15 protein-coding genes are annotated in these 15,741 nt (G+C 43.9%); 2 read left to right on the forward strand and 13 right to left on the reverse strand.

Annotated features, from left to right (window positions below; all coding sequences use genetic code 11):
* Together JMW90_RS02320 and JMW90_RS02325 are read right to left on the reverse strand one after the other, a co-directional pair.
* Positions 1–247 (reverse strand): transposase (locus JMW90_RS02320; RefSeq protein ID WP_201561491.1); only part of this gene is annotated, 247 nt, incomplete at its 3' end.
* 206 nt (positions 248–453) lie between these two features.
* Positions 454–2,976, reverse strand: coding sequence for a Tex family protein (locus tag JMW90_RS02325; protein WP_201561492.1), 2,523 nt, complete (start codon positions 2,974–2,976; stop codon positions 454–456).
* A 358-nt stretch (positions 2,977–3,334) separates the two neighbouring features.
* Here JMW90_RS02325 and ompR point away from each other — a divergent pair, with 358 nt between their 5' ends.
* Positions 3,335–4,093: an osmolarity response regulator transcription factor OmpR gene (gene ompR, locus JMW90_RS02330; protein WP_227691834.1), complete on the forward strand. Its 759-nt coding sequence runs from the start codon at positions 3,335–3,337 to the stop codon at positions 4,091–4,093.
* Positions 4,094–4,201: 108 nt separating this feature from the next.
* Here ompR and JMW90_RS02335 read toward each other — a convergent pair whose 3' ends face one another.
* The 5 genes from JMW90_RS02335 to ubiG all read right to left on the reverse strand — a co-directional run bounded on the left by JMW90_RS02335 (position 4,202) and on the right by ubiG (position 8,199).
* Positions 4,202–4,468 carry a DksA/TraR family C4-type zinc finger protein gene (locus JMW90_RS02335; RefSeq protein ID WP_201561493.1) on the reverse strand — a complete coding sequence of 89 codons (267 nt, stop codon included), beginning with the start codon at positions 4,466–4,468 and terminating at the stop codon, positions 4,202–4,204.
* A gap of 177 nt (positions 4,469–4,645) precedes the next feature.
* Positions 4,646–5,440: a substrate-binding domain-containing protein gene (locus JMW90_RS02340; RefSeq protein WP_025651116.1), complete on the reverse strand. Its 795-nt coding sequence runs from the start codon at positions 5,438–5,440 to the stop codon at positions 4,646–4,648.
* A 241-nt stretch (positions 5,441–5,681) separates the two neighbouring features.
* Positions 5,682–6,467: a YciK family oxidoreductase gene (locus JMW90_RS02345; protein WP_227691843.1), complete on the reverse strand. Its 786-nt coding sequence runs from the start codon at positions 6,465–6,467 to the stop codon at positions 5,682–5,684.
* A gap of 118 nt (positions 6,468–6,585) precedes the next feature.
* The gene (locus JMW90_RS02350; protein WP_201561495.1) at positions 6,586–7,296 is read right to left on the reverse strand and encodes an HAD family hydrolase; all 711 of its coding nucleotides are present in this window, start codon (positions 7,294–7,296) and stop codon (positions 6,586–6,588) included.
* Positions 7,297–7,365: 69 nt separating this feature from the next.
* Entirely contained in the window at positions 7,366–8,199 is an 834-nt protein-coding gene (gene ubiG, locus JMW90_RS02355) for a bifunctional 2-polyprenyl-6-hydroxyphenol methylase/3-demethylubiquinol 3-O-methyltransferase UbiG (protein ID WP_201561496.1), read from the reverse strand.
* A gap of 377 nt (positions 8,200–8,576) precedes the next feature.
* Here ubiG and JMW90_RS02360 point away from each other — a divergent pair, with 377 nt between their 5' ends.
* On the forward strand, positions 8,577–9,197 hold the full coding sequence (locus JMW90_RS02360; protein WP_201561497.1) for a thiol:disulfide interchange protein DsbA/DsbL: 621 nt from the start codon (positions 8,577–8,579) through the stop codon (positions 9,195–9,197).
* 147 nt (positions 9,198–9,344) lie between these two features.
* Here the strand turns inward: JMW90_RS02360 and yjgA are convergent, their stop codons facing one another.
* The 6 genes from yjgA to pcnB all read right to left on the reverse strand — a co-directional run bounded on the left by yjgA (position 9,345) and on the right by pcnB (position 15,652).
* On the reverse strand, positions 9,345–9,857 hold the full coding sequence (yjgA, locus tag JMW90_RS02365; RefSeq protein WP_201561498.1) for a ribosome biogenesis factor YjgA: 513 nt from the start codon (positions 9,855–9,857) through the stop codon (positions 9,345–9,347).
* 54 nt (positions 9,858–9,911) lie between these two features.
* Entirely contained in the window at positions 9,912–10,874 is a 963-nt protein-coding gene (gene rapZ, locus JMW90_RS02370; RefSeq protein WP_201561499.1) for an RNase adapter RapZ, read from the reverse strand.
* Between the two features lie 44 nt (positions 10,875–10,918).
* On the reverse strand, positions 10,919–11,797 hold the full coding sequence (panC, locus tag JMW90_RS02375; protein WP_201561500.1) for a pantoate--beta-alanine ligase: 879 nt from the start codon (positions 11,795–11,797) through the stop codon (positions 10,919–10,921).
* Positions 11,798–11,848: 51 nt separating this feature from the next.
* Entirely contained in the window at positions 11,849–12,649 is an 801-nt protein-coding gene (gene panB, locus JMW90_RS02380) for a 3-methyl-2-oxobutanoate hydroxymethyltransferase (RefSeq protein WP_201561501.1), read from the reverse strand.
* A 104-nt stretch (positions 12,650–12,753) separates the two neighbouring features.
* On the reverse strand, positions 12,754–13,284 hold the full coding sequence (folK, locus tag JMW90_RS02385) for a 2-amino-4-hydroxy-6-hydroxymethyldihydropteridine diphosphokinase (RefSeq protein WP_227691844.1): 531 nt from the start codon (positions 13,282–13,284) through the stop codon (positions 12,754–12,756).
* Between the two features lie 85 nt (positions 13,285–13,369).
* Entirely contained in the window at positions 13,370–15,652 is a 2,283-nt protein-coding gene (pcnB, locus tag JMW90_RS02390) for a polynucleotide adenylyltransferase PcnB (RefSeq protein WP_201561503.1), read from the reverse strand.
* Positions 15,653–15,741 lie beyond the last annotated feature (89 nt).

Here is a 15,741-nt window from a genome sequence, read left to right on the forward strand (position 1 = left end):
AGTCCGCTGTTACTATTGACATCAGTTGCTGCCATTTACCGGTTTTACGCCAATAGCGATATTGATGGTATACGGTAGACCACTTGCCAAAGCAGGGCGGTAGGTCGCGCCATGGACAGCCAACACGTATACGGTACAACATTGCTTCGACTGTTCGTCTTAGATTGGGCTTGTTATATATGTTGATTTGTCGCAATATATCAGACAGCTTTTGCCATTGTTCATCAGTGAGCATGGTACGAGCCATAAGTGACGCCTTTTCTCTTTGTTGTGGTAAACAAGAGTGTAAGGCGTTGCTTATTTTTTTCAACTAATCCCCAATTCTATACAGCCCCTATTTTTCATTGACTATAGTTATTAAAAAATACAGTCAATCTGTATATCGTGCAAAAAAAGGCAGCCTAATGGCTGCCTTTTTTATATTTTCGAAAAAATAACCGTTTCTAAAAACAGTTACTTCTTAGCTTTAGTCACACCTGCTTCTTGCAATAGCGCGCCAAAGGTACCCATTTTGCTAGGAGCTTCTGCTTGCTCTGCGCGTGGCGCCTTGCTGCGACTGTCGCTGTTATCACTGCTATTAGGCTGACGCTTAGGCTTAGATGGACGCTTATCGCCAGCTGGTCTATTGCTGCGTGGACGACTGGTCTTATCATGATTACTAGTCACATTCGCCGGCGCAGGTTTCGCTGCTGGACGTGCTGACTTTTCGGCTTCAGGTTTCATACTAAAACCAATACGCCCACGTTTTTCGTCAATAGAGATGATACGGACTGAGACGATGTCGCCGGGCTTAACACGGTTCATCGGGTCTGCGACAAAGTCATTGGCCATTTGCGAGATATGAACCAGACCATCTTGATGAACGCCAACATCGATGAAACAACCAAAGGCGGTCACGTTGGTGACGACCCCTTCTAATATCATGCCTTCACTTAGATCTTTAATGCTGTTCACATCATCACGGAAGTTAGCTGTCTTAAACTCAGGACGCGGGTCACGAGCGGGCTTGGCAAGCTCATCTAAAATCGCTTTTACGCTGACATTTTCGTCATTAGCAGCTAGCGCCGTGGTATCAATGCTATTTAATACACCATCGTTACCGATAACTTCTGGCAAGGCTTTACCTGTTTGGGCAAGCAAGCTATCAACCAGCGCATAGCTTTCTGGATGTACACCGGTCGCATCAAGTGGATTACTGCCGTCATGTATACGTAAGAAACCGGCGGCTTGCTCAAAGGTCTTTGCACCTAAGCGAGGGACATTTTTCAATGACTCGCGACTATCAAAAGCCCCATGTTCTTTACGATAGGTGACGATTTGCTGAGCGACATTTTTATTCAAGCCAGCAATGTGCGCCAAGATAGCGGGGCTTGCCGTATTTACATCAACACCAACAGCGTTCACGCTGTCTTGCGTGACTTTACCTAGGCTGTCTGCCAACTGGGTTTGATTGACATCATGCTGATATTGACCAACACCAATGGCTTTTGGATCAACTTTAACCAGCTCTGACAATGGATCTTGCAAACGACGCGCGATAGATACTGCCCCGCGTACAGAGACATCTAAATTGCCAAGCTCATCAGTGGCAAGCTCACTGGCCGAATAGACTGACGCACCAGATTCATTCACGATGACGGCTTTGGCTGTTAATGCTTCATTTGCAGCTAAAATCTCTTTAATCATCGCGTCTGTTTCACGGCTCGCTGTACCATTACCGATAGCGACCAAATCGACGTGATAAGTGCTTAAAAGCTCATCGATAACCGTTTTTGCTTCTTGCATTTTATTGTCAGGGGCAAAAGGATAGACCGTGGCGATAACAGGCTTGTCTTCGCCATCTAACATCACATGACCTTGGGCATCAATAATCGCCATTTTTACGCCGTGACGGATACCAGGATCAACACCTAAAATGACTTTGCGACCAGCAGGCGCTGACATCAATAAGTGCTGCAAGTTATTAGCAAACACATCGATCGCAGCCGCTTCTGCAGTGAGACGCTTTTCAGTCAATAAACGATGCTCGATATGCGGACGCCATTTGTCTTTCCATAAGCTGCTCGCCGCTTCTACCAAAAACGCTTGACGCTCGGTTGGCGCTTTAGCATCAATCTCAAAATGCTTAGTAATTCTTTCAATAAAGGGCGTATCTTCGCCTTCAATTTTTAGACCCAAGACGTTTTCTTGACGACCACGTAGCATCGCTAATAAGCGATGATTCGGCAAGCGCGCAAGGCTTTCGCTATGCTCAAAGTAATCTTTGAACTTTTCACCGACTTCACGCTTTTCTTCACTGGCAACGCTCGATACGATGCTAGCTGTTTTGGCAAAACTACTACGTAAATGGTCTAACAAATCTAATGCTTGCGTCCACTCATCTACGATAATGGCTTGTACGCCAGCCAATTGCTTCTCGATATCGCTAAAATCAACCTCTATCTCATTACCACTATCATCAGTAATACTGGAGATCGCTTGATAATCAGCTAGCGCTTCGGTTGGGGTGACTTCTTGCATCAACACAGCTTGGGCGGCCGTATCAAGGCCTGCTGCGCGAGCTTTGGCTGCTAGTGAACGCCGACGTGGACGATAAGGTAAATAGATGTCTTCAAGCTCAAGCTTGGACGTCGCATTATCGATGCGCGTCTGTAACTCGTCCGTTAAATTGCCTTGTGTACTTAGCAACTCAGTGATTTTGAGACGACGTGTCGCCATATCACGTTCATAATTGAGCGACTTCTCTAAAGCACGCAATTGGGCATCGTCGAGATTCTGGGTCTTCTCTTTACGATAACGCGCAATAAATGGCACGGTCGCACCTTCATCATAAAGTTTGACAAATGCGTTAACTTGAGCCGTCTTAATGCCAAGCGCGCGAGCCAATTTGTCGTGAATATTCGCGTGTGTGGTTGCATCCAAGACCTGTGCATTTGTTGAGGCTTGCGATGACGTTAAGCTATCAGTGCTACTCATATACGTATCAATCGTTGAGAAATGTAGATTGGCATTATAGCAAAAGCTGCATGAATAAAAATCCTTTTTATCTTTTCGTTAATTTTTGTCTATTTTATCTGCAAAATCCTTCGCTTTATCCTATCTAAAAATCTCGTTAAACAAACGCATACAGCATTACTGTCTATGAGAGATGCAATTGGGTGTGCAATCTTATACACTAAAGTATCCGTAGGGCTTTAGTCCCTAAATACTACGTTATGAGATACCCATTTGTTTGATTAATATTGCAAAGATTTGGCTTCATACCCTAGCCACACCAGTTTTAAATAAAGACCTCTCTGTTTAACAATAATAATGCTTATAAAAGGACCCTAAAATGACAGACAATACTAGCCCCGATACCATGACACAACGTATTTTGGTTGTCGATGATGATGCTCGGCTGCGTTCGTTGTTGCAACGCTTCCTAGAAGATGATGGTTTTGTGGTTCGTACTGCTCATGATGGCAGTCAAATGGACAAGCTGATGCAGCGTGAGCTGTTTTCACTCATCGTGCTAGATTTGATGTTACCAGGGGAGGATGGCATCAGTATTTGTAAACGTCTGCGCGAAGATAATAGTGACATCCCAATTATTATGCTGACGGCTAAAGGAGGTGATGCAGACCGTATCGCTGGACTTGAAGCAGGCGCTGATGATTATTTGCCCAAGCCTTTTAATCCAAAGGAGCTTTTAGCTCGTATCAAAGCAGTATTAAGACGTCAAAATCGCGAGCTACCGGGTGCCCCAAGCCATCAGCTCGAAGTCGTCGAATTTGGTCCTTGGATGCTTGATTTATCCACTCGCACGCTCAAGCGCGATGGCAATGTAGTCACGTTGACGACAGGAGAGTTTTCGGTATTGAAAGCGTTGGTTCAGCATCCTCGCGAGCCACTTACTCGTGATAAATTGATGAATCTAGCGCGTGGTCGCGAATGGGGAGCGATGGAGCGTTCTATCGACGTCCAAGTATCGCGGCTACGTCGGTTGATTGAAGACAATCCTTCACAAGCGCGTTATATTCAAACGGTATGGGGTGTGGGCTACGTCTTCGTTCCTGATGAAGCCGAAGTCGAAGCGTTAAAAAGTGAATAGCACTTGATACTATTCAATGCTATAAAAAAACCCTGCCATTATGTGCAGGGTTTTTTATTTGCCTTATGCCTACTTTTATGAGTAATTCGCTATATTTAAGGTCTGAAATCAACGTAATTGGCTGTCTTTGCTGCCTCGCCGATTAAACAGTTCAGTCGCTCTCGCCTCTTGTTCAAGCTCTGTAGCACAGCCAACGCAATGCTGTACTCCAGGAACAGCGACTCGTCTTGCTTCTGCAATGGGCTTGCCACACTCATCACAAAATTCGGCACTTTTGCCTGTCGGTAACGCACGCCGCGCTCGTTCCAACGCATCATTGACGGTTGCATCCATTTGCTCATGTTCAGCGCCATCTCTTGACCATCCACCTGCCATAATCTTATCCTATTTATTTTTTAATGATCATTGCTTTATAGATAAATTCTTTAATAACAAATAGATGGGGTGGTTATTGCTAATTACAATATGCAAATAACAAATGTGTTTGAACGATTAGTGAGAATTATATTTAGGGTATTTACTTTTTAAGAGTGTATGCCTAAAACCTTCTACTCAGCGTTGCCACCCTTCTGTTTTCATGATTTTTTGTCCTTTTTTAGTGATTAAAAAGTTAAGAAAATCTTTTGTTTGAGGATCAGCTTTTGGTGATACAACGATGTTTAAATCACGCCAGATAGCTCGATCCTTATCTATACTAACCATGTCCATATCTTTGGAATTATTAAGCGGCCAATTCGGCCAAGTTATCCAAGCATCTGCTTTTTCATCTTTAAATGCTTTAAAACTGGCTCCAGATCCTAAAGAATACGCTACTATATTATCTCGAAAACGAGCAATATCGTTTAAGCTTCCTTTGCGTCCTGCGAGATCCTCCCAAACTCCAGTACCCGAAGTGTTATATGTTCCTTTACCTTCGGTCACAACTATTTTAATCCCCTTAGCTAATAAATCATCAAAGCTACGTATATTTTTAGGATTTCCTTTTTGTACAGCTATGATTGCTGGTCGGATATAAATGGGTTCAACTTTTTCATGATCAAAAGTTTCGTATGTCTCAAGAAATGCAGTCATTGATTGCTCAGAAGTTCCCCACAGAGCATCGGCATCAGCTTGAGCGTCAGCCGACCATTTGTCTTCAGGTCCTGCTATTAATTCTACCTTGGTACCACCTTGCTTTTCCCAGACATCTGCCACTTTTCTTAAAGCGGTATGTGGGCCACCTGCTCCATACAGCTTTATGACACCATCCTGAGGATTGTGCTCGATGGAAGGATCAAAAAGCGTGGTTTGCGCAAAAGCTGAAGTACAACTTAGCAGCACACATGCAGCAGCAATGGACTTATTCATAAGTATTATCCTAAGTAAAAATCATTGGTAGTTTTGACAAAAAACAGAGTCGTATTTACTATAAAACAGATATCTTGCTGTTGGTATATATTTTTGTAGCTTCTATTAGCACATCAAGCAACTAAAGAAAATTTATACCAGTTTCGCATCCTAGTACGACGCATCTATTTCATTTAGTATCAACTATAGCTACCCAAATTACTTTTACGCTTTGTATTCATGCAAGTTTAAGTAACACCTCTTAATCTTTTGGCTGTAGCTCAACCACTTGCCCGCGTACACCAATACTTTCGTTACTCATCAAGCAGACGTAGGCTGACATGATGTCTTCCGGCGTTTTTAAACTCATGGGATTTTCTCCTGGATAAGCATGAGCACGCATATTGGTACGTGTGCCACCAGGATTAATGCAATTGAAGCGTAAACGGGTGGTATTTTGCGTTTCTTGAGTAAAGATATCACTCATGCCTTCTACCGCTTGTTTTGATAAGGCGTAAGCCCCCCAAAAGGCGCGAGGATGAGTCCCTACACTACTAGAAGTAAATACGATAGAACCCTGATTGGCATCTTTGAGTAAAGGCAACAGCGCTTGGGTCAACATAAACGTTGCGGTAAAGTTCACTTTCATCACTTGAGCAAAAATATCAATATCGTACATCTCAAGTGGGGTCAATGACCCTAACATGCCTGCATTATGCAAAATACCATCGAGTTGACCGACCTCTTTATTAATGAGCCCTTCTAATTGCTGCATTTCAGCGTAAGAAGCTCCTTCTAAGTTCATCGGTAGCATCGCTGGTTGTCTACCGCCCATTTGCTCGATCTCATCATAGACCGACTCAAGCTTACTCGCCGTTCGTCCTAACAGGAGCACCGTAGCGCCATAACGAGCATAGGTCAATGCTGCGACACGCCCTATACCTTCTCCTGCACCGGTAACTAATATAACCTTGTCATTTAGACAGCCTGCGGTAGGCACAAAATGACGGATATCCTCATGACTTAATGCAGAGCTATGGCTCTCCATCACTGATTGCTGAGTTGATTGCTGATTTGATTGCTTATCCAAGGGCTTACTAGAGTCATTCATGAAAAGGCTCACTACTCACTAGGTAATTATTAGAGGACATCTGACCTCTCTCACGTTATAAATACTCGAACTTGCCTGACGTTAATAGCAGCTCATTTAATTGCTTTGGCGTCTCTACAATATAATTTGCCCCCCATTTCTTAAGATTCTTTTGATCTTCAGGAGGGATATAGCCATAAGCTGCCAAAATAGTTGGCATGCCAGCGGCATTACCGGCTTCGATATCACGAATATGATCCCCAACGTACAGGACACTACCTGCTGCACCGCGCGGTATGCTAAGTTTCTCTAATGCCATGTACATCGGTTCTGGGTCAGGTTTAGGACGCGAGACGTCTTCAGGACAGACTAACGCCGCACAGCGTTCCCTCAATTGCATTTTATCTAATAGCTGCTCAGCAAGGTAGCGCGGTTTATTGGTGACGATACCCCAAGGTACGTCTTTTTTTTCCAGTGTACTTAATACGTCTTCGAGAGCTTCAAAGACACAACTATCCACACAAATATCAGCTTCGTACTCATCTAAGAATTGTTGACGGAAGTCATGTAACTCTGCATCGCTGATTTCATGCTGATTATTACGTTGTAACATCAGTTTTACCATAGCCGACGCGCCAGACGATACTTGTTCTCGAATAGCCTCTTCTTCCGGTGCTTGCCAGTCGTTTTGGCGACTCATTTTGCCGATGATGCGAACGAAGTCTGCAGCAGTATCAATTAAAGTACCATCGAGATCGAACAAGACCGCTTTGACGAATTGGCTCATAGTAAATGCTCTTAACAGGGATAACGTTTATGGTGAAATAGCCTAGGATCATAAGCATCGGTCAGCTCATCACATTTTTGGCTTTTTTACCGCTAGCATATAATTGACATCAACGTTCTGTGCAAGCCAATAGCGCTTGGTCAACGGATTGTAATGTAGCCCGATGATATCCTGTCGCTCAAAGCCAACGTCGATGGTCATTTTGTCCAATTCAGCAGGGGTAATAAATTTGGCATAGTCATGAGTACCTCGATCTAACAAGCGCAAGACATATTCTGCTCCAACAATGGCAAATAGATATGATTTGGGGTTGCGATTGATAGTAGAGAGCACGCAAACACCGCCGGGTGCCAGTAGTTGGTAGCACGCTTGGACAATGGCACTTGGATCAGGGACGTGTTCCAACATCTCCATACAGGTAATTACATCGAACTGACCGGCGTGAGTCGCTGCTAGCGTCTCGATAGGAATATGCTGATAACGTAATGTCGCACTAAGATCGCTTTGTTCGGCATGAAGACTCGCGGCTTTTAAGTTTTCTGTGCCCAAATCAATACCCGTTACATCCGCACCGCGACGTGCTATTGACTCTGAAAGTATACCGCCACCGCAGCCTACGTCTAGTACTTTTTTACCGGCTAATCCCATATCCGCTGTTTTATTGAGCTCATTGCTTTGGTAACCTTGCTTGACGTTCTCTTCGATCCAATTAAGACGTAATGGATTGATTTGGTGTAAGGTTGCAAATGCGCCAGTCTGACTCCACCATTCACTCGCCAGTTTATTAAATTTTTCTACTTCGCTTGGATCGACATTGATAGCAGTATCATTGAAAGTATTATCGATGACATCGTCATTCAATTCAGTATGCAAAGGCTGCTCAGAAGATAAAGCTTGGCTCATAGTTTTTCCTTTATTGTTATAGTGTGTGACTAAAGACTTAATATTAACATGAGAGCCGCAAAGCTGTCGTAAGTACATCGTCACTGATTGTGAACTGCTCTATTGATGCTTTAAATTTTAATAAAAAATCAAATAACACGCTATAAGTAAGATACCTTAAATAATGACTGACAGCATTACAACCATTAGTTAAGAATCGGGTTCACAAATAGTCGCATTTTACGCTATTATAGTTGCTATTCTATGGTAGGTCGACTCAGTCGACCTATCGTCGTCTATTGATTTTGTCATTGCTTATTTGCTTTGGCATTTATATGGCCATTAAAGCTATGACTATCAAAGCAAACTTCTGAATATCGCTATTTCAAGGAAAAAGTATGAAACGTATCATCGCATTGACTGGTTTGGCTTGTGCTATTGGGTTTGCCAATATGGGCGCACAAGCCGCCAATTATGTCGCAGGAAAAGACTACCGCGTGCTAGACAACCCAGAAAAAATCAACGGTGATGCTATCATTGTGCGTGAATTCTTTTGGTATGGCTGCCCGTCTTGTAACGTCCTCAATCCACATATGGAAAAATGGGCAAAAACCAAAGACAAAGATGTGGCCTTCTTTAAAACCCCAGCAGCGCTAAATCCTGTGTGGGAAGCCAGCGCCCGTGGTTTTTATGCCGCGCAATTACTGGGTTTTGAAGACAAGACCCATGACGCTTTATTTGATGCCGTACACAAAAATGGTAAGCAATTGTTTGACCAGTCTTCATTAAGCAAATGGTATGCCTCAAAAGGCGTGAACGAGAAGAAATTTAATAGCCTTTATAACTCTTTTGCGGTCGGTACCAAAATCGGTCGCTCACAAGCAGGTGCTAAGCGTTATCAGTTATCAGGTGTGCCAGCTGTTGTTGTACAAGGCAAATACGTGGTAACCGGTGAAAGTGCTACCGTACCTAAAGTAGTTGACTTCCTAGTTGATAAAGTACGTGCTGAAAAGAAATAACAGTATTTTTAATCAAGCGTAACAGCGCTATGTCGTAAACTAAAAAAGCCAATCATTAACGATTGGCTTTTTTGTGTTTTAGCATTCTATCTTTTGTATTTTATAGGTAGCGGCTAAACCAAATTTGCTTCCCTATATTTCTCATCACTATTTTTTTAGATTCGTCAAAATAGCGACTTCACGTATATAACTGGCAAGGTCAGCTTTAGATTCCGCCATCAGCTCCTCATCGTTTGTATGCTTAGCATACTCAATCCAGAGCAATAGCTGATACATACTATGCTGCTCAGAGGCTTGATATTGTTTAACGAACTGCTTGAGTGTGCCTTCATCGTTAATGTTTAAGCGCTCATGCCAACTCTCAATTTTAGACACCTGCTCCTTCGGAAAATAGGCATCAAACAATGCTTTTATCAGCTCATGGCGATTTTCTTCAATCATAAGCTTGCCAACGCGCTTGGTCTGACGATTACGCGCATTGGCGCTAGTGATATCGGCAAGCGCCATCAATTCCGCCATAAAATAATCACTGGCAGGTAAGGCTTTAAGTTGTTTTTTTGATAAGTTGGCAAGCGGTATTGACAACTGTTGCAAGCGCTCATGAGCTTTTTTGAGCTCTGTGCGCGATACGCGCATATCTTCTTCTGACCAGTCAATCATAAAAGCTTTCCATTTTCAGAAAATAAATAATAAATATAAGGGTGTTTTGACTTTCTACCAGCGATGTTTTTCACGGTGTTTGCCCGTAACAATTAAGCCTTCTGGCAAGCTATCTTGCAACCTATCTTGAAGGTGTTTGGTGATAAATACCGAGCGATGCTTACCGCCCGTACAGCCAATAGCAACCGTTACCGTATGACGATTGTTATGTAAAAAATCAGGTAACCAGCGATTAAGGAACGTAGCGATATCTCCTGTCATCTCAGCGACCTCTGGATAATCCGCAAAAAACTCACCCACTTCAGCATCAAGACCAGTTGCTGCGCGCAGTGTGGGATTCCAATGCGGATTGGGTAAAATCCTGACATCAAAGACAAAGTCTGCATCGATGGGACTGCCGTATTTAAAGCCAAACGATAATAGGTTAATCACGATCTGATTGTCCACGCCAACATAATCGCGCAGACGCTCTTTGAGCTGATGGATATTCAGCATACTGGTATCTATCTTGATATCGGCATGCTTTAATATCGGCTGTAAAAGCTGGATTTCTTTTTCAATTGCTGCTGGTAGATTATACGCCGTATTTCCTACGCCTTTGGTATCTAACACCATCAACGGATGGATACGGCGGGTGGCATTAAAGCGTGCAACCAGCGTTTCGTCTTGCGCCGTCACATACATCACCGTGACAGCCGCATCGCCATAGGTCTGCTTCAAACTATCATGAATGGCGGCAAAGTTGGATAAATCTGCACGCGGCGTACGAATATCAACCCCAAGAGCAATACGCTTAATGCCACTATCACAGACCAGCTTTTGCGCCGCTTCAGGCACCAGAGACAAAGGCAAGTTATCAATAGAATAAAAACCCAAGTCTTCAAGGATATTTAATACCGAGGTTTTCCCTGAGCCTGAACGTCCTGACACCACCAATATACTCAATCTATCACCAACGGATTTGTTAGAATCTATAAGCTTTGATTGAGCATTATGAGTATCTTGATTGACTTTCATGTTCCGTCATCCTTATAAATTGCTTCCCGCAAATCACAGTGTCATCACACCGTATTAGCCGTCACCAACTGATTGTCGAGTAAGCGCGCACGCCCTAACCATGCTGCCACTAAGATAACCAAATCCTGCTGATTTTCATTGAAATTTACCGATGACCCATCTGTCTTTAAAGAATCGAGCTGAGCCGTTTTTATGTCTAGATAATCGATAACAAAACCGGCGCTGGTAATACGCTGCCGAGATGCTGCCAAAAGCACATCTAATGGCTGATGATTGCCACCAATCCGTTTGGCTAAATACTGCAATTCTTGCTGTAAGATAGGCGCTGTTTGGCGCTCAGACTCGCTTAAATACTGATTGCGTGATGACAATGCCAAGCCATCCGCCGCACGAACGATAGGCGCGCCAATAATCTCAATTGAATAGCTCAAATCACGTACCAACTGCTTGATGATAGCCAATTGCTGATAATCCTTTTGCCCAAATATAGCCACATTCGGCTGGACGATATTAAATAACTTGGAGACGACGATACCGACACCATCAAAGTGGGTAGGTCGAGTTTTGCCACATAGCTGCTCAGTAATAGCCCCAGCTCGGACAGTCGTCGGGGGTGGTAATACCGGATACATCTCGTCAATATTTGGGGCAAAAACATAATCAGCACCAACAGTAGCTAGCTTTGCCACATCTTCATCCAACGTACGTGGGTAGCTATCAAAGTCTTCACCAACGCCAAACTGAGTTGGATTGACAAAAATACTGACCACGACGATATCGGCATGTTGTTTGGCAATGTTTACCAGCTCAAGATGACCATCATGTAGATTGCCCATCGTCGGTACTAACGCAATACGTTGCGCTGCACGATAAGGCTGTATAGCAGCTCGCAACGCTGAGATATGATGATGAATCATTGGCATGATTAACGGCTCTTTTACTGATAAACATGAATACTAAAATGTTATATTTGCTTAACTAAACTGGTGCTGCTCTTTTGGGAAGCTACCTTCTTTTACTGACTGCTGATACAGGGCAAATGCGCCTTCGATACTATGCTCAGTATTGCGCTCATCAGTCAGAAAATCATGAACAAAACGTGGCGCGCGACCATGAACCATACCGAGCATATCGTGCATGACCAATACTTGACCGTCGGTATCAGCGCCTGCCCCAATGCCTATCACGGGCACAGCAACGGCTTCTGTTACGGCTTTAGCAAGCGCAGCAGGCACACATTCTAGTACCAAAAGCGCCGCACCGGCATTAACCACAGCTTTTGCGTCATCGAGTAGTTTTTGACCCGCTTCATCGCCGCGACCTTGGACTTTATAACCGCCAAAGACATTGACCGACTGCGGCGTTAATCCTAAATGCACACAGGTTGGCGTACCTGCTTGCGCCAATGTTGTGACCAAATCGCAAAGCTCACTACCGCCCTCAATCTTAATCACATGCGCGCCTGCTTGCATCAGCTTGCGGCTATTAGCAATAGCTTCCGGTAGCGTCACATAGCTCATAAAGGGTAAGTCCGCTAAAATAAGCGCCTGCTTATTACTACGGGCGACATTGGCAGTGTGGTAAGCCATATCATCGACAGTAACGGGCAAGGTTGAATCATGGCCCTGAACCACCATGCCCAAGCTATCACCGATTAAAATCGTATCAATTTGCGCTTTTTCCATCATGCGCGCAAACATGGCATCATAACAGGTTAGACACGTAAATTTGGTACCGTCTTTCTTAAACTTATTTAAAGTAGATAACGTTGTCATATCACCCTCAATGCTTTTAACTACAATGTTTTTGACTACAATGTTTTTGATTACAATGCTTTTAACTGTTCGTCAAGCATCAATAGCTTGGACGAATAGCTTGTTTATATTTGATTACAGCTTAGCTCATCATTTGATAGTAACTTTAAGCCTGTCCAATCACGACTATGTGGATAATCTGCTATTGACTTACCGGCAATGATTAGCTCTGGCGCCAACTCTTGCAATGGTATCAAAACAAAATTACGCTCATGTAAGCCGGCATGCGGTATCGTTAACTGCGGCTCGATAATCTGCTCATCGCCATACAATAATATATCCACATCAAGGCTACGCTCACCCCAATGACGAAGGCGAGCGCGTTTTGCTTGCTGCTCTAATTGTTGGCAAAAAGTGAGCAGCTCAAACGGCGTTAAGATGGTTTCAAAACTAGCAACGGCGTTCACGAAATCTGGCTGATCTTGTGGTCCCATTGGCACGGACGCATAAAATGAAGAAATACGCGCTATGCGTATTTTTTCTTCTTCTTGCAGCACCTCAAACGCATGCTGTAAATGCTCAATAGGCGCCCCAAGCTCATTTGCCAGATTGCTACCCAAGCCAACATAGCAAGTAACCCAAGGGAGCGCATTCATATCAGTACTATTGTCCGCATTATTATAAATGTCATTAAGGCTCATATTCATCGCTATCATTGGACCTTTTTAGCCATTACCCGTATTAGAGGTCATCAGTACTTGGCTGACGACGGCGACGTTTCGACGGTACAGGGCCTTTATTGGCATTCATATTACTGTTAACTGTCTTATTAGCATCTATATGTCCGGTAGCACTTTGATTGTTAGCACTTTGATTGTTAGTACTTTGACTATTAGCATCTCTTTTGGCTGTAAAAGGCTTATCGCTTGATGCCTTAACAGGTTTCGGCGCTTTAGCAATGGCGTTATCAGTAGAATTATCAACTGGCTTGGGCGATTTTTTTGCGTACTTATCAGCTGCTTTCTCACTATTATTACTGTCTATCGACACTACTTTTTTGGCACCACTAGCTTTTGCTACAGTACCAGTATTTTTAGTCTCAGTATTTTCAGCCTCAGTAGGCTGACGACGACGGCGCTTGTGCGGTATCGGCTCATTATTCATACTAACAAGTGCTGGTGACTGCGCGACGTTGCGCTCTGCATAAGCGGGGCTGCGCGCATTAGTTGAAGATGCATGAGTAGCAACTGATGCCTTTTGTGCATGCGATCTATTGCTTAAGTCATTTGTTTTATTAGCCGATTTTTCTTGCGACTGTGATTTATTGTCAGCTGTTAGCTTTTCGCCAACAGTTTCTTGCTCAAGCACTTTTTGAAGAGTCGCTTTTTCCGTCACTTTAGAGAAGGGTTTATCTGAAGCAGAAAGCTGCTTTTGAAGAGGCGGTACGACGTTGCCGTGTTCTATGACAAACAGTGGGGCAGGTTTCGGCGTGTGCTGCTGATTGTTACCATCATTACGGCTGGCCAAAGACAATTGCTGCAACTGCGCCAGCTCATTATTGTCTTGTGCCAATTGCTGTGCGCTATGATTTTTGCTTGTATGGTTAGCATGACTGGCACGGCGGCGGCGTGATGGCACGTTAGACGCATCATTAACCCTTGCTGTTTTTGCATTATTCAATGACTTGTCTTGATAGTCATCATCTAACTGACTTAACTTAGCATTGTCATTCGAGTTCTGCGGCTTTTGACGATTGCGTCCACGACCACGCTGCCCTTGTTTATAAGCACCGCGGCGGATATTTTCATCAAAGTCATCAATCGCTTGATTCTGCTGCTGCTCAGACAAGGTTTGGTAGGTCTGCCACCACTCGCCCATATCATTGGTCGATTCAGAAAGCGGATGCTCAGCATCGCCGCACTGCTCGCGTAATAATAAGAAATCAAAACCGGCACGAAAACGTGGATGTTCAGAGAGCTGTACAATCTGTTTGCTACGCGGCGCAGCTAATTTGGGCTGCAATATCCAGATATCACGGATAAACTGTTCCGCAAATTTTGGAATGGCAGTCTTAATACGTTGACGATCAATGACTTTGCCCGCTGCATGCATTTGCGCATCTGCAAAAGGCATATTGCGCTTTTTGGCTTTTTCTAATTGATGTAGGTAATTTTCCCACAGTAAAGCCGCGTAAAAGAATGCTGGATTGATACTTTTGCCAGCACCAATACGCTTGTCGGTATTAATAGCCACTTGCTTGACAAGCGCGCTCGGCTCAGAGGGCGGATAAATAATTAAATTATCAATCGCCCCTGACTTGAACAATAACGGCAATAATGGTACTAAATAACCACCAGTAAACATCTTTTGCGTTTCATCATAAAGACGATGCGGAGAGATTTGCTCAAGTAGCGACCAGTTGCCATCATGGAATTGCTTGGCTAATTCGCTATCAAACTCAAAACCCAATTTTGCTTTGAAACGCAAGGCACGCAGCAATCTGACCGGATCTTCTTCGATACGAGTCGGTGCATTGCCTAACAGGCGAATAATTTTATTATCAATATCTTCAAGCGCACCGCAAAAATCATGAACCACGCCTTTGAGCGGTTGATAATAAAGGGCATTGATAGAAAAGTCACGACGGGCAAAGTCTTGTTGGATATCGCCCCAAACATTGTCGCGCAAAATCATACCGTCTTGATTGGTATTGGAATCATTGGTAGGTGGACCACGAAAGGTCGCCACTTCGATAAGCTCACGCCCAGAGTACACATGCGCCAACTGAAAACGGCGACCGATAATACGGCAGCGCTTACCAAAGACGTCTTTAATTTCATGAGGCTTGGCATCAGTGACCGCATCAAAATCTTTTGGACGCAGGCCTAGCAAGGTATCACGCACGCCACCACCGACGATATAGGCGTCAAACCCAGCTCGGGTTAGGGTAGCGATGACTTCGGTAATGGAATTGGGTAATTCAGATTTATTCAGTTCTAACTGCTTGGCGGCACGCTCGGCCATGCATCTACTCCTTGCCTTCATTCTTAACCACCCTGACGAACACAGCGTCAATCAGGCGGATGTAGATGCTAGTTTAACAAATTTTGGCC

Origin of the sequence: Psychrobacter glacincola (genome assembly GCF_904846215.1) — a bacterium.
In the GTDB taxonomy this organism is placed as follows: domain Bacteria; phylum Pseudomonadota; class Gammaproteobacteria; order Pseudomonadales; family Moraxellaceae; genus Psychrobacter; species Psychrobacter glacincola.